The organism is Hyphobacterium sp., assembly GCF_965217055.1.
GTDB lineage: Bacteria > Pseudomonadota > Alphaproteobacteria > Caulobacterales > Maricaulaceae > Hyphobacterium.
Genome location: NZ_OZ244227.1, coordinates 292,696 through 311,802 on the forward strand (window position 1 = coordinate 292,696; position 19,107 = coordinate 311,802).

Here is a 19,107-nt window from a genome sequence, read left to right on the forward strand (position 1 = left end):
CGCCGGCGTAGCCGAACCGCGCTCTTTCGTGTCGAACACCACCAGCTGCCCGCAAGCCGGTCATTCAGCCGCGATGGCGTCCAATCCGGCTAGGTGGTCAAAACCACCTTGCCCTTGACGCGCCGCTGCACCAAATCGTCGAAGGCATTCGTCACCTCCTCGAGCGGGTAGCTGGCAGACACCATGGGCTTGATCCTGCCTGCCACATAGAGCTCGAAGAGCTCGGCCATGTTCCTGCCGTTCTCCTGCGGGAACTGACCAGCCCAGGCTCCCCAGAACACGCCCCGGATATCCCGACTGTTCAGCAATGCCAGATTCAGCGGCATTTTCGGTATGTCACCGGCAGCGAAACCGATGACCAGGAAGCGACCGCCCCAGCCCAGCGCGCGCATCGCCTGTTCGGAATAACCACCGCCGACCGCGTCATAGACGACGTCAGCCCCCTTGCCGCCGGTCAGTTCCTTGAGCCGTGCCTTCAGGTCTTCGCTGTCATAGTCGACCAATTCATCCGCGCCCGCCTGCTTGGCGGCCGCCAGCTTCTCCTCGCCGCGCGCGCAGCCAATGACGCGCGCGCCATAAGCCTTGCCAAGCTGGCAAGCCGCCGTGCCGACGCCGCCGCCAGCCCCGAGGACCACGAGTGTCTCACCCGATTTGAGTTCGGCGCGCTGCTTCAGCGCATGGATGGTTGTGGCATAGGTGGTGATCAGCGCAGCCGCCTCGTCGAACGGCATGTTTTCAGGGATCGGAGCGACCTGATTGGCGGCGGTGACCACTTTCTCTGCGAACCCGTCGAGCAGGGTCGCGGCGACAACGCGGTCACCCTCCTTGAACCCCTCGACGCCGTCGCCGACGGCGGCGATCGTACCCGACACCTCGCCTCCCGGCGTGAAAGGAAGCCGCGGCTTCATCTGGTATTTGCCTTCGACCAGCAGGATGTCGGGGAAATTGACGCCCGCTGCCTTCACATCGATGACCACCTGGCCCTGTCCTGCCTGCGGATCAGCGACCTCTTCCACGGTCAAATTCTTGTATGGCGCGAATTCCTTGCAGATCACGGCACGCATAGTGTGTTTCCTCCTGAATTATTCATATTGCCGAGGCGTCGTCCGCCCAGACGAAAACGTGATGCCCTGGTTCACTCAGGGTCCCTTTCGCCGAACGTAGCGGCCGCGCGTGCCTCTATACGTGACACGCGCCGTTCCAGCGAATTGAAATCGTCGCGGTTGAGGAAAAAGCGCGGGCGTTCCTCGATCGGCGGTGGGGCGGCTTCCATGCGGTCATATTGTTCGGTTACCCATTGTGCCCACGCATCGTTTTCGAGCCATTCAGAGCGCCGGGCTCTCACGGCCTGCCAGTGAGCCTCGACGTTTTCGGGGGTCAGGCGGACACCGAATTGGTCGGCAGCCACTGGGGGCTCGAGCGCCTCTCCCTTCATCCGTGCCAGAATGGCAAGGCCGAGGGCCGGCCGATAATGGGAGGGCTCGTAATACCACGGATTGATCACGTCGCCCGAGAGCGATGGCGGGCCGGTCTGAGCCACTTCGGGGAAGCCGGCGAAGTCCCAGACCTCGAGCGCTTCGCCGGGGAAACACGAAGCTCGCGACGGGAGCGGGTGGCGCTGCGCGGCAAGGTGCACCAAGTCGCGCCGCATCTGAAGGTCGAGCTCGTCGATACCGGCGCGCCAGCGCGCCTCCTCGATGCGTGAATGTATCGGGTGGATGAAAATGCGGACCTGGACGCCGCGCGCGAGCAAGGCATCAATGCCGCGGAACACATACGCCGTGCGTTGCGGGTCGTAGGCATAGCCGAGATAGGAGCGATAACGCTTCTGCAGTTCGGTATCGAAGCGTTCGCGGGAATTTTCCGGCGCATAGGCGGATTCCCAATCGGTGTCCGATCCGCCCGACACATTGTCGATCACGGTCTGGAGCGCACGCGCAAAGGCGTCGAGCGACAGCGAGGTCTGGATATGGGCCTGAATCCGCGACCCGCCTGCGAGCGGGGTAATCCAGTAGGTGGCATCGGCGCGCGGATAATCACCAAACTCGCGCAGATCGAGGCCGATCACGGCGCAGTCGATCGCGTCGTTTTCCGCCGCGAGGGCAACCGCATTGGCGATTTCGAAGGCGTTGGTGCCGCCCATTGCCATGTTCTCGAAGCCCCCGGGCCAGTCAGCGATTTCATCGGGAAAGCCGTCATGCGAACGCGAGGAGCCGAAGAGCACGGTCGAAGCCTCTGTCTCGATCAGGCCGTGGCCGACCGCGACGCGATAGCCATCGGCATGAGCCCGCGTTCTGCGCTCGTTGACGCCGGGAATCTCGCTCCATTCCGAGACGTGATAGGGGTCGACGACGAAGGTAAAGCCACCAAACAGGATCAGCCACGCCGCCAACGTCAGCACCAGGCGGATGGCATAGCCCTTCAGTGTGAGCGGCGGTTTCCGGTCAGAAGTTGTAATAGATAAACTCCGCTGTGTTCCAGGCATTCACGATCGACAAGAAGAGCAGGAATGCCAGCGTGCCGGAGATCCATGGCCGCGGCGTGAAGCGCAAACCCTTCTGCGGCACCAGGCCGGCGGTTTTCAGCGTGACGTCGTCAAACCATTTGATAAAAATCGACGCTGTATCCGGAAGGCCCCAGACAATCGCCAGGCCGATGGCGATGGCTATGAAGGGTTCGTCGCTGACGCCCGGCCCGATGCCGTTGAGGCCGGCCATGCCTTCGAGCATTTCGATGGCTGCCCCGAAGGACGTGGCGCGGAAGAAGACCCAGGCGAAGACGACAAAAAGGAAGGTGAAAGCGACCGATACCCAGGGCGCCGACGGAAACAGGCCGTTCGGCCGCCAACGGTTGAGCATGTTGCACCAGGCGAGCGCCAGACCGTGCAACGCGCCCCAGAAGACAAAGGTCCAGGCGGCGCCATGCCACAAGCCGCCCAGGAGCATGACGATAGCCAGATTGATGGCGCGTCGGGCTGGTCCTTTCCGGTTGCCGCCGAGCGGTATGTAAAGGTAATCACGCAGGAATTGCGACAGGGTGATGTGCCAGCGACGCCAGAAATCGATGATGGAGCGGGCCCTGTACGGCGCGTTGAAATTGATCGGGAGGCGATAGCCGAACATGCGTGCCAGCCCGATTGCCATGTCAGAATAGCCGGAGAAGTCGAAGAATATCTGGAAGCTGTAGCAGAGTGCGCCGGTCCAGGCCTCGAGCAAGCCGACCTCGTCGCCGCGCGCGGCGGCATTGAAGGCGCTGGCGGCATAGGGTTCGAAATTGTCGGCGAGCAGGACCTTCTTGGACATGCCGATCGAGAAAATCGACAGGCCGACGCCGATGTTCTCAGACCAATCGTCCTTCCGGTCCTGGTCCTCGTATTGCGGCGCAATCTGGTCGTGGCGAACGATCGGTCCGGCGATCAGCTGCGGAAAGAAGGAAACGAACAGGCCATGGCCGAGCCAGCCGGCAGGCTTGGTCTCGCGCCGGGCGACATCGACGAGGAAGCTGATCTGCTGGAAGGTGAAAAAGGAGATCGCCAACGGCAGGGCAAAGCCTGGCAGCGGAATATCGGTGTCGGCCACCCAGTTGATGTTGCGCAGGAAAAAATCGGCATATTTGAACAGGCCGATACTGGCGAGATTGAGAACAATGCCGATCGCCAGCCAGGGCTGGGCGCCGCGTCGCTCGATCACAAGGCCGAGCACATGATTGACGATGATCGAGCCGAGCAGCAGCGGCAGGTAGCGAATGTCCCACCAGGCGTAGAAGATGAAGGAGGCGATCGTCAGTGCGACCAGCGCCGCATTGTGCGCCACCCAGCGCCTCAGGATGTAGTACACACCTAGCGTCGCCGGGAGAAACACAAACAGGAATTCGAATGAGTTGAACAGCATGCCCCGCCCCGCGCGCGAGCCAAATAGACGGTGTTTCACCGGCCCGGTCAATTGAGGGGGGCAGGCCGGGAATGGGCGCTGACAACTTGCCATTCCTGACGCCGCAAGACAGCATTCCGGAAAACAGGGAGGCCGCGATGAGCGCCGTAGACAAGGCCTTGGCCACGCAGCTTGCGAACATCGAAGCAAAGACCGGCAAACCGCTGGACGAACTGAAAGCACTGGTGCTGGGCCAGGACACGTCAAAACATGGCGAGATGGTCAGATGGGCCAAGACCGAACTCGGTCTGGGACATGGCGACGCCAACACCCTGGTGCATGTGGCGCGCAAGGCGGCCGAACCGGCGGTGCAGAATTCCGGCGATCCGCTGGACGATATCTATACCGGCGCGAAGGCGCACCAGCGCCCGATCCACAGCGCCTTGATGGATCGCATCAGCGAATTCGGCGCATTCGAGCAGGCGCACAAGAAGGGCTACATCTCACTGCGGCGAAAGAAACAGTTCGCGATGCTCGGCCCCAAGACCAATGACCGTTTCGAACTCGGCATCAACCTCAAGGACGACGCCTTGCATCCATTGATGAAGCCCGTGAAGCCGGGCGGAATGTGCCAGTACATCATCTCCCTCCATGCCGTGGACGAGATTGATGACGACATGATTGAAATCGTGCGCCGGGCCTATGACGCCGCCGGCTGACAGCTGGATGAATGCCTTCGGGCATCGCCTGTCAGCCGCCATTCAGCTTGCCTCGGCGAGGCTTCCCGCACAGTGTGACCACCACTCACGGGGAGGCTCTGACCATGTTGTTCCGTTTCCTGATCACGATCGGATCGCTCTTCGGTTTCGTGACCGGCGGTCTTGACCTGCTTGAACGTTTCGGCGTGCCGGTCGATCAGTGGCTTCGCAATCTGCCGGCGCTGTTCTCCGACCTCTATGCCTGGTTCGGCTTCCAGGTCGATCGCGTGACGATTGCCGTGTTCGGCGCGCCGGACCCGGCGGTTGCGGCGCGCAGCTATTCGGCTGACGGGTTCGATGTCGATGCCGGCGTGAATTCCGGCGGGGTTTCCGGCGCCGGAAGTGATACACTTATCGTATCGGGCCTTTTCACCCTCATCATGTTCATGATCCTGATCTTGACGCTGCGACGGCAGCGGCGCTGACAAGCGGCTTTAGCTGCCGGTCGAGCCTCTGGCATTCCAGCCAGCCGATGCGCCACCGATATCCTCGGCTTCCAGGGATCCGAGATAGCGCAGCAATTCATCACGATTGGTGGCGCGGGAAATCACGTAGCCCTGGGCATGATCGCACCCCATGGCCTTGAGTGCGGCGAGGACGACTTCGTCTTCGACGCCTTCGGCGGTCAGCGTCATGCCGAGATTGTGTGCGAGGTCGACGGTCGACTTGATCAAGGTGCGATCCTTGCTCGATGTCTGTGCGCCGCTGATGAAGGTCTTGTCGAGCTTCAGCTCGTGGCACGGCAGGCGCTTGAGATAGGCGAGCGAGGAAAAACCGGTCCCATAATCGTCAATCGCAATCTTGCAGCCGGCATCGACCCAGCGGTCGAGATTGTGCATGGCCGTTTCGGGCTTGTGCATCATCGCGGTTTCGGTGATTTCGAACGTCAGCCCGGTCCCGCCATAGCCGAGAATGTCGAGCACGCGGGCGCCGAAGCTTGCATCAGTGATCAGCCGGCCGGAAATATTGACGGCAATCTCGATATCGTGGCCGTGCTCGGCGAGATACGCTTTCTGCTTTATCGCCTCGCGGATCGACCATTCCGTCAGCTCGCGGATCTTTCCCGTCTCCTCGGCCTGCGGGATGAAGGCATCGGGCGGGATATACCCACGCTCGGGATCGTTCCACCGGCACAATGCCTCAGCGCTATTGATCCCGCCGGACCGCAGATCCAGCTTGGGCTGGAAGTGGAGCTCGATATCGCCAGAAGCCATCGCCGACCGCATGCGGGTCATCAAGCTCAGGTTCTCGGTCGGGTCGCCCAGCTGCCGTTCATTGAAAGTGGCCATCATAGCCTGGTTCTCGTCGGCCTGGCTGAGCGCAATGATTGCGTTACGCACCGCGATCTCGCTTTGCCGATCATTCGCCAGACCGACCGTAAGACCGATATCCAGTTCAACGCCGTCGATTGTCATGGGCCGTGAAACGAGATCGACGAGGTCCTTGATATCGTGCTCAAGTAGGAGGCTATCGTCGGTATCGAGAATGACGCCGAACACGCCAGGGCCGATCAGGCCGACTTCGGTGATTCCTTCAGCCGTCGCGAGCCTTTCGCCGAGCTTTGACTGGACTTTCACGAATGTCGCAAAACCGAGCAGCGTCTCGAAGCTAGACGCGCGATCCAGCCGTATGGCGGCGAAAAAGACTTCAGAACCACCGAATTCAATCGAACGATTACGTGCCTTCACCAATGAATGGCGCGTGGGCAGGCCAGTCTCGGCATCCACGAACAACATGTCTTTCATCATCTGGTTGCGCAGACGGAACCCGCGGATCACCAGGATCGCACCGAACAACAACACAAGTGTGATCGCGCCCACCCCGATTGCGATAATCGTGCGCTGACGCGATTCGCTCTGCGCAAGCGCCAGATCGCGTTCCAGACCAACCGCGCGCAATTGCTCGATCTCGAGTTCCTGGGCCGCAAAATCGAACTGGGCCCCGACCAGGGCGGAGTTAGCCGACGCCGCGAATTCGCGGCCGTCATCGTCAAGACGCTTGTAGGCTTCAAAATGTTCGAGTGCCAGTCCGGGTTGGCCGATGGCGCGATATAGCTGCGCGGCCGTCTCGTGGAAGTCAGTAAAATGGTGATTGGTTTCCGTAATCGGAACACCATCGAACACCCGTTCGATATGGCTGCGTGCCGCCTGGAATTCGCCGCGCCCCAGCGCGGCTTGCGCGCGTACACCATAGAGAAATCGCGCCCATTCCGCGCCGTCGGGATTGCCGGCAACATTAAATGCCCGCGTTATCGCGTTATCGGCAGCCGTCCATTCTTCTGCTGCAATGTGCATGGAGGCGATATTGTTCAGGATGCGAGCCTCCAGCATCGGGCTCTGCATTTCAGCAGCAATTTCCAGCGCCAACTCGTAATTGCTCAGGGCAGGCTCGAATTCACTGAGCGCTGTGTAGGCATTGCCAAGGTTGTTGAATGCCGCGAGATCGAGGCTGGTGTCGTGATACCGCTCGGTCGCGTCCTCGAAATACTCGATGGCGCGCTGATACTGGCGGGCATCATTGTAAATCGAGCCGATCGATTGAAGCACGATGGCCTGGCTGCGGGGTTCATCAATTTCGACGTAGACGTCATACGCCGACTGGAAAAAATCCAAAGCCCGGCCATGTTCACCCCCCAGTTTCAGGGTGCGGCCTACGGAGAGCAGGATATCGGCATAGAGTTTGGTCGGCGCCGGATCCTCACCGAGCAGCTCCAGCGCGCGCTCAGCGATCGGGCGTGCTTCGTCTGGCCGGCCAAGACGCGTCAGCGCTTCTGCCTGCAGCCAGCTGGTCGTCGCCAGCGCCGTGGCTTCTAATGATCCATCCAGTGATACGGGGACCATGCGCTCGGCACGCTGGGCTTGCGCAAGAGCTGCGGCCGGATCCCGCATCATGCTGGAACGCGATTCCTCAACCGCCGCTGCAAATGGCTGGATGATCGCGTTTTCGGATTGCGCCCAGGCTCCTGACACCGGCAAGGTCAGGAGAAAAACCATCAGCAAGAGGGCGTACTGGCGAAGGGTCATGGTTGAATATCCGCCGACAGAAACTTCGTTCAGGCCACTAAAGCGCGATGCGCCTTAATAATTCGAGAATTCAAATATTCCGACCATTACAGAAAAAGGCCGCCTCTCCTGTTCAGAGAGGCGGCCAGTTTTCAGTCGGGGTTGATTACTTAGAACGTGAAGCGGATCCGGCCGCCGGCGGTGATGCCGCGAACGTCTTCGGCCTGGGCATCGCCGGCCAATTGCGCCCGGGTATAGACACTGAACTGGGTCGATCCACCGATCAGCGAGGTGGCGTACATGGCTTCCGCGAAGAGCGGACGCTCGCCACCCAGGCGCCAGGTTTCCGTTGTACCTTCCATCGTGCCGGTCTCGCGGTCGGTGACGCGGGCGGTGGAGTATTCCATCGCGCCGCTTTCGACATGCAGCGGCTGGATCAGGCTGACGCGGACAGCGTCGCGATCGGACATCACGCCCTGGCGGGATGCCGTCACCTGGAAGGCGGTCGAGATCGCCGCCTCTGAGAGGTTCAGCGCGACATTGCCGAATCCGCCGGTGCGTGAGCGGGCCAGGGTCGCCGAAGCGTCCAGATTGACCTGCATCGGCATCGCCATGGAGACGCCGAAGGTCGCCGCATCGGTCATCGCCCCGCCCGACAGGTCCAGCGGACCCGTGCCCTGGGCACCGAGGAAACCGGTGTCCTCGCGCAGCAGCGTGTAAGAGACGCTGAGTTCGAGGCCCTCGCGGACATCGTGCTCTGCGGTGATGTTGAACGCCGCCGCCTCGTAGGCGTCGAGCCCGGTGATGCTCCGCTCCTCGCCGGAATGCGGCATCACGGCCAGGTCTTCCTCGCGATTGATGGTCAGACCGAAGGACAGGCGCGTATTTTCCGAGACCTCGAGCCCGGCCACGCCGTAGAGCCCGCCGGAGGCAAAGCCCAGCACCGGGTTCACACCGCCGGTTTCCGGACGATGGTCGGAAAACAGGCCGAAGCCCGATTGCGAAGTCAGCGCCAGAGCGCCTTCGCCGAGGCCGAAGCGCACTTCGCGCCCGTCCTCATCGTCGGCGATACGTACCCCGACCTGGAAGCCCAGTTCGGCCTCCGAAGCACGGTCACGCGGGTCGAGGCGCGAGGCCACCGCGGAGACCCGCAGATTGCCACGGCCGGTCATCGTCACGGCATATTCGCCCGTGTCGCGGAAGCTGCTCGCAGCGTCCTCCGCCGCTTCCCGCTCTGCCAGGTATTGTTCGGCATTGATCGCGGAATCCAGCTCTTCCTGGGTGAAGCGGCCGTTCAGCTCGTCCAGCGAGACGACGAAGTCGCGGAAGGTATCGTTGAGATCCTCGAACAGCACCACGCTGTTTTCGTCCGCCGAGTGGAAGGTCAGGCGGTCGCTGGCATACTTGACGGCACCGACATCATGGCGGCCAAGACCGGCGGTCATGATGTAGAGGCTGTCCGGATCGAGCGGCGACATCGCCGCCTGCACGTCCAGCAGGCCGCGGCCATAGACCGGGTCGGTGCCGGGCGCGCCGAGATCCCGCGCCGAGCGCAACAGCACATCGGCCGTGTCGCGGGCGCCGATCCAGCCCCAGCGGCCGCGTACCAGCGCCGCGGCACCGGAGACCAGCGGGGCCGCGAAGGACGTGCCCGACTGGCGGATCACGCCGCCATTGCCGTCGGAAACCAGGATCAGCTCGCCCGGTGCGACCAGGAAGCGGTCCATCAGGCGGAAACCCTCATTGCAGCGTCCGCGGACGGTAAAGCAGGCCTCGCCCGGACGGTTCGAGAAGCTCGAGATATTGTTGTTCGGATCGACCGAACCGACAATGATCAGATTGCTGACGTCCATGTCCTTTCGCCATTCGACGTCGAAGTCCTGCGTATAGCCGTCATTGCCGGCGGCGAAGACGAAGACCGTACGATCCGCAAATTGACGCACATGCTTGCTCGAGAAGACGTCGTCGCGCCATTGCTGCGCGAAGGTGGTCCCTGGAAGGCCCAGCGAGATGTTGATGACCTGCGAGTGGTCCCTCAAGAGGCGGACGACCCCGTTGCGGACATCGCGCCAGTTCGTGGTCAGCGAGTCGTCGAACGGGTTGTAGGTCTGCAGGAGCGCATTCGGCGCCACGCCCATCACGCCCTCGCCATCCATCGGCGCATTGATCAGGCTGGCCACCGCGGCCCCGTGTGCGAAGTCGTAGAAGAGCTCATTGCCCCGCTTGCGGCGGACATTGAGCGCCTCGGATGAGGAAAAGTTGAAGTCCAGCAGGCCCACATAGACGCCTGTACCGCCTCCGGCCGCCTGCGACAGGGCCGGCGTCCAGTTGACCGAGGCCATCCAGTGATCGACCCGGTCGAGGCCGGTATAGCCCATCAGGCTGTCATAGAAGTCCAGGAAGAAGCGCGAGCGCTCGGCCGCATCCATGTTTTCCAAGGAACGCGGATCGTCGAGATTGACGCCATAACGCGCCAGGAGCTCGGCAAAGACCGCATCCTCGATCGATTGCCCGGTCTCGTGCTCGACCGCCGCCCCAAAAACATCGCCGGCGCGGCGCAGCATCCCGCGCAAACTGTCGGCCACGCGCTCATACTGGTCACCGGCGGCATCCGAGAACGGATCGATATCGCCCCATTGCGCATTCAGATCGCCCCAGAACGGACCGATATCCCCCCAGAACGGGCCGATATCCCCCCAGAACGGGTTGATGTCGCCATAGAAGGGATCGATGTCGCCACGCCAGGGCGAGATGTCGCCCCAGAACGGGCTGATATCGCCATGGAAGGGATTGATGTCGCCATGGAAGGGGTTGATGTCTCCCCAGAAGGGCGAGATGTCGCCCCAGAACGGCGAGATATCCCCGTAGAACGGGTTGATGTCCCCGCGGAAGGGATTGATGTCGCCATGGAAGGGATTGATGTCGCCGCGGAAGGGGTCAATGTCGCCGCGGAAGGAAAAGAGATACTGGTCGTCGGCGCCGTTATTGCCACCGCCCGTCTCTTCCTGCTGGCCGCCGCCACCATTTCCGTTGCCGCCACCCTTGTTCTTGCCGGCCCAGGCCGGTGCCGCTGCCAGCGCCGTCGTTGCGCAGACCAGCGCCGAAAACGCTACCGTTGCCTTGAGATACTTCTTCATGTCGGTCCCCATTGAGGATTGCCCGTGATGGGGGACGTTTTCGGGCATTTTATTCAAATTCGAACTAAGGAAGATGGTTGCCCAATCCTTAATCGACGCAATGGTTTACGCGTCACTAACGGGATCGTTCGGATTGAGATGGTGCCCGGGGGCGGATTCGAACCACCGACACGCGGATTTTCAATCCGCTGCTCTACCAACTGAGCTACCCGGGCGCCGGGTCGTCCCGCCGCAGCGGAACCGTTGGAGAGGCGGGTTTATAGGCAAGCCCGCGGGACCTGTCCACGCCGAGATGCGCCTTCCCGTTAGTCTTGTGCAGACGGGTCGTCGGGCTCTACCGGTACCGGCTCTCCGGGGATCGCATAATCGTCTGCCAGCCAGTGCCCGAGATCGGCATCGGCGCAGCGTTTCGAGCAGAAAGGCAGATACTTTTCGTGCGCCGGTTTCTTGCAGATCGGGCAGGCCAGGCGTTTGATCATGTCGTCGTCACCTCGAAGTCCTTGCGGTGTTCACCGGTTGCAGCCGTCAGGGTGAACCGAGGGCCGATGCGGTCGGTCATTGCGCCGCGCCAATCGATCCGGTCGGGTTCCAGCCAGTCGTGAAGCGCCGGAGAGACGGCAAGGTTCAGTTGCGCGGACCGGTTGGCGACGGCTTCCAACAGCAGGCGGCGGAGCGCAGTGAGCGCACGGGTCTCGATGCTCGGCGTTCCTGCCCCGTCGGTCAGGACTTCCGCGACCGAGCGACCGGTGCGCTGGCGCGCCATCTCGATCAGGCCGAAACGCGAAAGGGGCAGGACATCAATTCTCGCCGGATCGGGTTTCAGTGCCTTCTTGAGTGCGCCTTCCACGGCCTTGCGGTCAGGCTGGCTGCGCAGGTGCAAACAGTCGATGACGATGTTGCCGCCAATGCCGCGGAGCCGGATCTGGCGCGCGATCTCCGGCATGGCGGCAAGATTGACGTCCAGTGCCAGCTTGCGGCCGGCGTTACTTGTGCGGCCGGCGCTGTCGATATCAATCGCGGTCAGCGCCGCCGTCGCCTCGATGCGGAGCGCGCCGCCGCCCTTCAGCGGGACGTCGATGGACTGTGCCGCTTCGATCGCGGCTTCGATATCGATCCGGGCCTCGTCAGCCCATTTCACATCCGCGTCGGGATAACGGCGCAAAAGGCGTTCGGCGAGATTGGCGTCCGTCTCGATCAGCTCCGGCGCGCCCGGGAGCTCATCCAGGTCCGCCAGGGCGAGCGTTGGCCCCTTCTCGGCGAATGCTTCTCGCGTCACGCGGACACCAATCAAGGCGCCATCGTGCAGCCCCTTGGCACGGCCTGCCTTGCCGAAAGGCAGGAAGCCCGGCTCACCGCGGCCGAGATCGACAAAGGCGGCGTTCAGCGACCCGTCAATCCGCGTGATGCGACCGGCATAGAGTTCGGCGCCATGCGCGCGCGTGCCCCGCTCACTCCAGCGGTTGAAATGCAATTCCACAACGCGGCCATTCTCGACGATGGCAGCGCGCGTCTCGCCCACCCAGTCCTCGACGGCGATCAGCCGGTTCATGGCTTGAGCACCGGGTAGCCAAAGCCGGTGAGCAGATTTGCGGTCTCATGCAGCGGCAGGCCCATGACGCCGGAATAGGAGCCGACGAGCCGGGTCACGAAAGCCTCGGCGCGGCCCTGGATGGCATAGCCCCCGGCCTTGCCCTTCCATTCGCCGCAGCCGAGATAGGCACCGATCTCGTCCGCGGTAAGCCGCTTCATCGAAACGCGCGTTTCGACGACGCGAGAGGCGAGCCGGCCGTCAGGATGCGCCAGTGCCACTCCGGTCCAGACGCGGTGATTGCGCCCGGACAAGAGCTCGAGGCAGCGGCGAGCTTCATCTTCGGTCTCGGTCTTGGGAAGAATGCGGCGACCAACCGCGACAACGGTGTCGGAGCCCAGCACCAGCGCGTTGTCGTCAGGGATCGCCATCGCTTTTGAGCGTGCCAGGCGTTCGGCCACCTGTCGCGGTGTTTCGCCGGGTATCTCGCTTTCATCGATATCAGCCGGACGCACGGCATCCGGTTCGACGCCGATCCGGCGCAGCAGCTCGAGGCGCCGAGGCGAGGCGCTGGCCAGCACCAGTTGCATGGGCGTGGTCATGCCGGCCGCTCTTCGGTTTTACTTGAAGCGATAGGTGATCCGGCCCTTGGTCAGATCGTACGGCGTCATTTCGACAAGCACCTTGTCGCCCGCCAGAACGCGAATACGGTTCTTGCGCATCTTGCCCGCCGTATGGGCAATAATCTCATGGTCGTTTTCCAGCTTCACGCGAAATGTTGCATTTGGCAGCAATTCGGTGACTTCACCCGGAAATTCCAACAATTCTTCTTTCGCCATGAGCTCCTCTTGATGGCGGTGAATCGACGCGCAAGCATAGCATGAATGCGCGTGCGGCGCGGTATATAGTCTTGTGAGCCGGTAAAAGTCGAGCCCGAACGTGCGCGAAAGTCAGGCCCCGCCGCGATGATGCAAGGCGCCGATCAGAGTGAACAGGCGGCGCGCGGTCTCGAAATCGACGTCGATCTTGCCGGAGAACCGTTCGCGCAGCAGTTCGGCGCCTTCGTTGTGAACGCCACGGCGACCCATGTCGATCGCCTCGATCTGGGCAAGCGATGAGTCGCGGACCGCCTCATGATAGCTCTCGCAGATCATGAAATAGTCCTTGAAAATGCCGCGGAACGGTCCGAGCGAAAACAGGAAAGCGTGGACCGGCTCGTCCGCCTCGGTGCGGATGTCGATGGTCAGCCGACCATCATCAATCGAGAGCTGCACCCGATACGGACCGGCCGCATCGCCTCCGGGCGAAAAGCGATTCGATTCAAGGAGATCGGAGATCGCAACGCGGCGCTCGCGGTCGGTGGTGGTATCGCCGGTTTTCAGGCCGACGAGGTCGATTGCGGCGATATACTCGCTTTCGCTCATTCCATGCCCTCGTGCGAGGGCCTGGCCTTTGCCGGCCAGGGCTCGGATACATCGGCGAGCAATGCGTCGATGCATTCGACCTCCAGCCGCAATTCGCCGCCGCCGGAAAACGCCAGCAGGATATGCCCGCCCGGCGCTTCGCCAGGTTCGAACGAGACCGCCAGCAGCGACACGATCGCGCCGGGTGCATCGCGCTTCAGGTTTTTCGAGCTGACCTGCAGCACATCCGAGAAATCAAGGGCAGACCGGGTTCGCCAAGCCTGGCCCATTCCGCGGTCTTCCCAGCGGAACCGGTTGAACACCGCCGTGAAGCGGCGCCGGCGGCGGTCATACTGGATGTCGCCGAGCTGTGCGACGGCGTCCTGGAGCGCAGCGGAGATGACGGCGAGGTCCTCGGCGTCCTGCGCGGCAAGCTTCAGCGGTTCACGTCGTGCCACAATCCCGGTCCTATTCCTTGACGCGCTCGATATCGGCTCCGCACGCGGCGAGCTTCGCTTCGAGCCCCTCGAATCCCCTGTCGAGATGATAGACCCGACCGATCGTGGTTTCACCTGCGGCAACCAGTCCGGCAATGACCAGCGAGACCGAAGCGCGCAAATCCGTCGCCATGACGGGCGCGCCGCGCAGACTCTCAACGCCGGTGACGATGGCCTCATTGCCGCGCAGATCGATCTGCGCGCCCATGCGCATAAGCTCGGGGGCATGCATGAAGCGGTTCTCGAAAATCGTTTCCCGAATGACCGAACGTCCATCAGCCACGCACATCGCGGCCATGAATTGCGCCTGCTCGTCAGTCGGGAAGCCGGGATAGGGCCGGGTTTCGATGTCGGTCGCGGCAAGGCGGCCGTTTTCAGAGCGGATGCGGATCCCGCCGTCCGCACGGGCGGCGTTGACACCCGCCGCTGCGAGACGGTCCCACAGGGCCTCGTTGTGCTTCCAGACGGCGTCCTCGAGCAGCACGTCGCCACCGGCGGTCGCCACGGCCAGCGCGTAGGTCCCGGTCTCGATGCGGTCCGGCACCACGGCATGGGTGGTACCCTTCAGGCGGTCGACGCCAGTAATGGTAATGGTCGAGCTCCCTGCCCCCTCGATCTTTGCGCCCATAGACGTCAGGCAATCCGCGAGATCGACGATCTCCGGTTCCCGCGCGGCGTTCTCCAGCGTTGTTTCGCCCTTGGCCAGGACCGCTGCCAGTATCGCGTGTTCCGTGGCGCCGACCGAGACAAAAGGAAAGGTTATCTGTCCGCCCTGCAATCCATGGGGGGCCCTGGCCTCGACATAGCCTTCACTGAGCTCGATATCGGCACCCAGCGCTTCCAAAGCCTTAAGATGCAAATCCACGGGGCGTGCGCCGATAGCGCATCCGCCCGGCAGCGAAACGCGTGCCTCGCCATTGCGAGCCAGCAATGGTCCGAGCACGTTGAAGCTGGCGCGCATTTTCCGCACCAGATCATAGGGTGCCTCGGACTTCTCGAGTCTCGGCGTGTGCAATTGCATGCGGCTGCTGTCACGGCTGATCGCGGCCCCGAAATGTTGCAGCAAAGTTGTCAGAAACCGCGTGTCGGCGAGGTCCGGCATCCGCGTCAGCACAAGCGGTTCATCGGTCAGGATGGTCGCGACCATCAGCTTGAGCGCCGAATTCTTGGCGCCGGAAATCGGAACCGATCCGTTCAGCTTGTTTCCGCCGCGTATCTTGATTGAGTCCATGGAGATCCGCCTTCACCCGTCGCCTGTTCATTATTCAAGCTTGCCAAATGGCCATTTCAAGGCGTCTTGTCAGCCTTTCCGGGTGCTTTTCTCCGCCTCAGATTGCGGCGCAACGCAGCGGCGAGCCGGGCTTCACGCTCGGTTTGTTTCGGTGTCTTATCGCGCGATGACTGGTCTGAATCGTTTCCCGGCATGTCTTCCGTGTGCCCATGCTGCGCCTTTGCGTCAAGGCAGGCTTGGCGAGCGCAGCGGCTTGGGTTATACGCCGCGCTTCATGGATTTGGGCCGCAGTAGCTCAGTGGTAGAGCGCATCATTGGTAATGATGAGGTCGGGAGTTCAACTCTCCCCTGCGGCACCAGCCCTTCATGACGATCTTCCCGGACATCGAACCCTATGCGAGCGGTACGCTCGAGACCGGTGACGGTCATCAAATCTATTGGGAGCGCTGCGGTAAGCGCGGCGGCATACCGCTGGTCTGGCTGCATGGCGGTCCGGGATCGGGCTGTACGGCGGCGCACCGGTGCTTTTTTGATCCGGAGCGGTTCGACGTGCTGCTGTTCGACCAGCGCGGATGCGGCCGGTCGACGCCGAAATTCTCGCTCGAGAACAATTCGACCCAGCACCTGATAGCCGACATCGAACGCTTGCGGCAGATGTGTGAAATGGAGCGCTGGATTGTCGCCGGAGCATCCTGGGGCTCTACGCTTGCCCTCGCCTATGCCGAAACACATCCGGAATCGGTTACCGGCGTCCTGGTCACAGCGGTTTTTCTTTCAACTGACGAGGAAATTGCCTGGTGGCACTGCCATCCCGGTGCGCCGAACCTCTTTCCGGATGCATTCGAGACCTTCCTGAATGGTACCACGGCGCCGGAGACGAGCGGTCTTCATGGGTTCTTAGAACACTGCCTCGCCGAGATGCAGACGGAGATCGACCGCGGCCTGGACGGGCTGAAACTGCTGGAAGCGCCCACCGGTACGCTGGATGGCCTGCGCCAATCCCTGCTTTATCGCTGGACGGAATACGAAGAACGCATCTCCTGGCTGGAATCCACGCCCGATGGCGTGCGCCAGTCACTGGCGGCGCGCGGTGCGGCATTCGTGGCGTGCCACTCGCTGATCGAGGCGCACTATTTTGCGAACCGGTGCTTTCTGGAAGCGGATCAGCTGATTCGTAATGCCGGCCGGCTTGACGCTATCCCGCTGGAAATCGTGCAGAGCCGTTACGATGTCGTCTGTCCGCCGCAAGCGGCGTTTCGCCTGCATGCGACCTGCCCGCACGCGCGCCTGTCACTTGTCGCGCACAATGGTCACGCCATGACTGAAGCGGTCCATCCGGCTTTCCGGACGGCTGTCGCCCGTTTGGCTGAACCGGCCTAGAGGCGCGGCAAACGCGGGCGGGCACGATCGCCAAACCACCACAGCGTTGCTGCGCTGGCGGTGAACGCGATGTTGGCGATGAAGTACGAAACGAATTCGCTTTCCGCGCCCGCAACAAGAAACTCGTCGGCAGCACCGGACATGACTGTGAAGAAAACGACGAGATAGAGCAGCCAGAGGAACGGCGTCAGGACCGGGCGTACCAGTGCGCGCACCGCCGACACCCACCCGAAACCAGCTTCAAGGCCGGCATCGCTGCGCAGGCTTTCCTCGAGCGCGGCGTAGCGCGCGGCTTCAATTTCGGCCCTGTGTTCGGTACTGGCCGCCTCGCGGGATTGCTGACCGCGGACTTGCTCGAGCCGCAATTCGTGGGCCCAGCGCTGCCGCTCCTGCGTATTTTCGGCGCGGCGCTCGAAATAGCCCGTGACACGACCCAGCGCGGTTCCAAGCGTACCCAGCAATCCGCCAGATACGGCTGATGCACCGATATCGATGAAGTCCATGGCGTTGGTTCCTTTTCGTAGTCTTCAGAATTCGGCACTCGCCGCGATGTGGGCCGCGGCAAGGTCGAGACCGGAATGCGCGACGCTCTGGATCGCCACCGCAACCTCCGAACCCGACAGGACGTTCGCCGCGAGATCGGTACCCGCTGCATCGATCACCCCTGCGGCGCCGGTCTGTGGCGAATAGACCGTCACCGTCGGCGCTGCGCGCATTGCGACCGGCAGTCGCCAATCGAATATCGCCGTGTCGCCCGGGCCACTGGTTGCAGATCGCAGGGCGCCGGTCATCGTCGTGCTCCCGGGTGCCGTGTCGTGGAAATAGGTTTTCGCGAAATAACGCTGGCATCGCTGCAGGTTCTCGGCATGCGACAGGCGCTCGAAGGGCGATGCGACATCTCCGGGTTCAAGCTGGATATCCGCGAGCGCGATGTCGACCGCCGCCTCGCCATTCTGAAGATTGAATTCCAGCGCGAGGCTGTGATTGTCGCCCAGCGTCTTTCCGTCGAGGCTCGCGACCGGAACAACGACAGTTTGGCGCGACCAGGATGTGGTCAGCGAGAGCGTCTGCTGCACCAACACATCACTCGACGACCCACCCGCGCCAAAATGCCGTCGGAACGTCGCCGTCATCGATACCGGGCGCGAGGCCGACGCGTATAGGGACAAGATAGCCGTCCCTTCGGGCAAGCAATCCACCCCCTCGATGCGTTGTTCGATCGCCGGATAGCCGGCCGCTGTGCCGTCCAGTGCCCATTCGAGGTAATTGCTCGGTGAGCCGGGCACATCATTCTGCCCTGGCGCGAATGCTCTCCGTGCGACATCGACGGTCATTCCGCCGGCGCTCGCCAGTTTCCACAAATCCAGAAGGCGGTCCCCAGATGAGGCGGCAACAAAACTGTCGCCTCGCTGCGCTATACCAAAGTCGCCATTGATGATGCGGTTGCGCCGCACTGATGGTGCCGTGCCGTTGATGGCGCTCACCGCAAGTCCGGCGCTACTCTGGATCAGAAACCGGTCCGGGCGAGCGCGCAGCACTTCCTGCCAGGCGGACCCGTCGCTGCTCAACTTGAGACAAAAATCGTCATCGCCAAGGAGGCCCATTTCGGCGCGGCCGGAATAAGCAGACTGGAAAATGAGGGAGAGCACCTTGCCAGCGGCTTCCTTGTTCAGGCTGCATCGCAGGTCGCCATTGCCGCCCTCGCCGCTCGTCAGGGCCGTCCACAAAGCCCCATTCAACTTGGCGGAAAAGGGATTGGCTGCATCCGCTGACGTTCCGAGCCCGAGCGATTGCAGATCCTGCAATTCATCGATGCTGTCCGTGAACCGTACCCAGTCCCCTTCGGCAAACACCATGAGCACCTGCTCGTCCTCGACCCAAACGCGCCAGCCGGATCGAGGTGTGATTTCCGACCACTCCGCATCGCGATAGATGGTCAGCCCGTCTGCGGCCATCAGCTCCCATTCCGCTCCGGCCGCCTGCGCCGTGAGAATGTAAGCATCGCCGTCGGCTGGCGAGCCGGGTTGGGCGTCGGTTGACCGGCTAATGACCGTCGTTTGCACCAGCGCGTCGAGCCGCCGAAGGCTCTCGTTTACCGTCACATGTTTTTGCGCCTGCGCGGCGAGCACATAGTCGAGACCGAGCCGGGGCGTGGATTGCGTCGACATGCTGTTCTCCTTGCACCGCAACAGCCTATGCGCAGGCGGGTGTGCGTGGACGCGGGAACGGCCTATCCTCGTATCTGGCTCTTGACCTGTGGCAGCGGGATGCCTTTTCTCGCGCACCATCGAGGAAACAGGAA

Annotated in this window: 17 protein-coding genes and 2 tRNA genes; 4 read left to right on the plus strand and 15 right to left on the minus strand. The window is 62.4% G+C overall.

The features are described 5' to 3' along the window. Positions 1-89: 89 nt before the first annotated feature. The 3 genes from ACOOFN_RS01400 to ACOOFN_RS01410 form a co-directional block, all read right to left on the minus strand. Positions 90-1,064, minus strand: coding sequence for an NADPH:quinone oxidoreductase family protein (locus tag ACOOFN_RS01400; RefSeq protein ID WP_420432937.1), 975 nt, complete (start codon positions 1,062-1,064; stop codon positions 90-92). Between the two features lie 71 nt (positions 1,065-1,135). Then, the gene (locus tag ACOOFN_RS01405) at positions 1,136-2,485 is read right to left on the minus strand and encodes a hypothetical protein (RefSeq protein ID WP_420432939.1); all 1,350 of its coding nucleotides are present in this window, start codon (positions 2,483-2,485) and stop codon (positions 1,136-1,138) included. Further along, the gene (locus ACOOFN_RS01410) at positions 2,445-3,890 is read right to left on the minus strand and encodes an MBOAT family O-acyltransferase (protein ID WP_420432941.1); all 1,446 of its coding nucleotides are present in this window, start codon (positions 3,888-3,890) and stop codon (positions 2,445-2,447) included. The genes ACOOFN_RS01405 and ACOOFN_RS01410 overlap by 41 nt, the downstream gene beginning before the upstream one ends. Before the next feature lie 71 nt (positions 3,891-3,961). Here ACOOFN_RS01410 and ACOOFN_RS01415 point away from each other — a divergent pair, with 71 nt between their 5' ends. Continuing rightward, on the plus strand, positions 3,962-4,588 hold the full coding sequence (locus ACOOFN_RS01415) for a DUF4287 domain-containing protein (RefSeq protein ID WP_420432943.1): 627 nt from the start codon (positions 3,962-3,964) through the stop codon (positions 4,586-4,588). A gap of 104 nt (positions 4,589-4,692) precedes the next feature. Then, the gene (locus ACOOFN_RS01420; protein ID WP_420432945.1) at positions 4,693-5,052 is read left to right on the plus strand and encodes a hypothetical protein; all 360 of its coding nucleotides are present in this window, start codon (positions 4,693-4,695) and stop codon (positions 5,050-5,052) included. Between the two features lie 9 nt (positions 5,053-5,061). On the opposite strand, the gene ACOOFN_RS01425 is transcribed toward ACOOFN_RS01420, so the two are convergent. From ACOOFN_RS01425 to murA, 10 genes are all read right to left on the minus strand, one after another. Continuing rightward, positions 5,062-7,650: an EAL domain-containing protein gene (locus tag ACOOFN_RS01425; RefSeq protein ID WP_420432947.1), complete on the minus strand. Its 2,589-nt coding sequence runs from the start codon at positions 7,648-7,650 to the stop codon at positions 5,062-5,064. A 149-nt stretch (positions 7,651-7,799) separates the two neighbouring features. Beyond that, positions 7,800-10,766, minus strand: coding sequence for a S8 family peptidase (locus tag ACOOFN_RS01430; protein ID WP_420432949.1), 2,967 nt, complete (start codon positions 10,764-10,766; stop codon positions 7,800-7,802). Positions 10,767-10,905: 139 nt separating this feature from the next. Beyond that, positions 10,906-10,981 (minus strand) — tRNA-Phe (locus ACOOFN_RS01435). 90 nt (positions 10,982-11,071) lie between these two features. Beyond that, on the minus strand, positions 11,072-11,245 hold the full coding sequence (locus tag ACOOFN_RS01440; RefSeq protein ID WP_420432951.1) for a DNA gyrase inhibitor YacG: 174 nt from the start codon (positions 11,243-11,245) through the stop codon (positions 11,072-11,074). Further along, positions 11,242-12,315, minus strand: coding sequence for a ribonuclease E/G (locus ACOOFN_RS01445; RefSeq protein WP_420432953.1), 1,074 nt, complete (start codon positions 12,313-12,315; stop codon positions 11,242-11,244). Before ACOOFN_RS01445 ends, ACOOFN_RS01440 begins: the two co-directional genes overlap by 4 nt. Continuing rightward, on the minus strand, positions 12,312-12,896 hold the full coding sequence (locus ACOOFN_RS01450; protein WP_420432955.1) for a Maf family protein: 585 nt from the start codon (positions 12,894-12,896) through the stop codon (positions 12,312-12,314). The genes ACOOFN_RS01445 and ACOOFN_RS01450 overlap by 4 nt, the downstream gene beginning before the upstream one ends. An 18-nt stretch (positions 12,897-12,914) precedes the next feature. Continuing rightward, complete coding sequence (gene infA, locus ACOOFN_RS01455) at positions 12,915-13,133, minus strand: translation initiation factor IF-1 (protein WP_019961978.1); 219 nt, start codon at positions 13,131-13,133, stop codon at positions 12,915-12,917. Positions 13,134-13,244: 111 nt separating this feature from the next. Beyond that, positions 13,245-13,718 carry a UPF0262 family protein gene (locus ACOOFN_RS01460; RefSeq protein ID WP_420432957.1) on the minus strand — a complete coding sequence of 158 codons (474 nt, stop codon included), beginning with the start codon at positions 13,716-13,718 and terminating at the stop codon, positions 13,245-13,247. Beyond that, the gene (locus ACOOFN_RS01465) at positions 13,715-14,155 is read right to left on the minus strand and encodes a DUF2948 family protein (protein WP_420432959.1); all 441 of its coding nucleotides are present in this window, start codon (positions 14,153-14,155) and stop codon (positions 13,715-13,717) included. The genes ACOOFN_RS01460 and ACOOFN_RS01465 overlap by 4 nt, the downstream gene beginning before the upstream one ends. 10 nt (positions 14,156-14,165) lie before the next feature. Next, on the minus strand, positions 14,166-15,425 hold the full coding sequence (gene murA / locus ACOOFN_RS01470) for a UDP-N-acetylglucosamine 1-carboxyvinyltransferase (RefSeq protein ID WP_420432961.1): 1,260 nt from the start codon (positions 15,423-15,425) through the stop codon (positions 14,166-14,168). Between the two features lie 284 nt (positions 15,426-15,709). On the opposite strand from murA, the gene ACOOFN_RS01475 reads away from it, so the two are divergent. Both ACOOFN_RS01475 and ACOOFN_RS01480 read left to right on the plus strand, forming a co-directional pair. After that, positions 15,710-15,784, plus strand: a tRNA-Thr gene (locus tag ACOOFN_RS01475). A 7-nt stretch (positions 15,785-15,791) separates the two neighbouring features. Further along, a complete protein-coding gene (locus ACOOFN_RS01480) occupies positions 15,792-16,805 on the plus strand; it encodes an alpha/beta fold hydrolase (protein ID WP_420432963.1) in 1,014 nt (337 codons plus the stop codon). Here ACOOFN_RS01480 and ACOOFN_RS01485 read toward each other — a convergent pair. Continuing rightward, positions 16,802-17,308: a hypothetical protein gene (locus ACOOFN_RS01485; protein ID WP_420432965.1), complete on the minus strand. Its 507-nt coding sequence runs from the start codon at positions 17,306-17,308 to the stop codon at positions 16,802-16,804. The genes ACOOFN_RS01480 and ACOOFN_RS01485 overlap by 4 nt on opposite strands. 24 nt (positions 17,309-17,332) lie before the next feature. Beyond that, complete coding sequence (locus tag ACOOFN_RS01490; RefSeq protein WP_420432967.1) at positions 17,333-18,973, minus strand: DUF2793 domain-containing protein; 1,641 nt, start codon at positions 18,971-18,973, stop codon at positions 17,333-17,335. Positions 18,974-19,107: the final 134 nt, after the last annotated feature.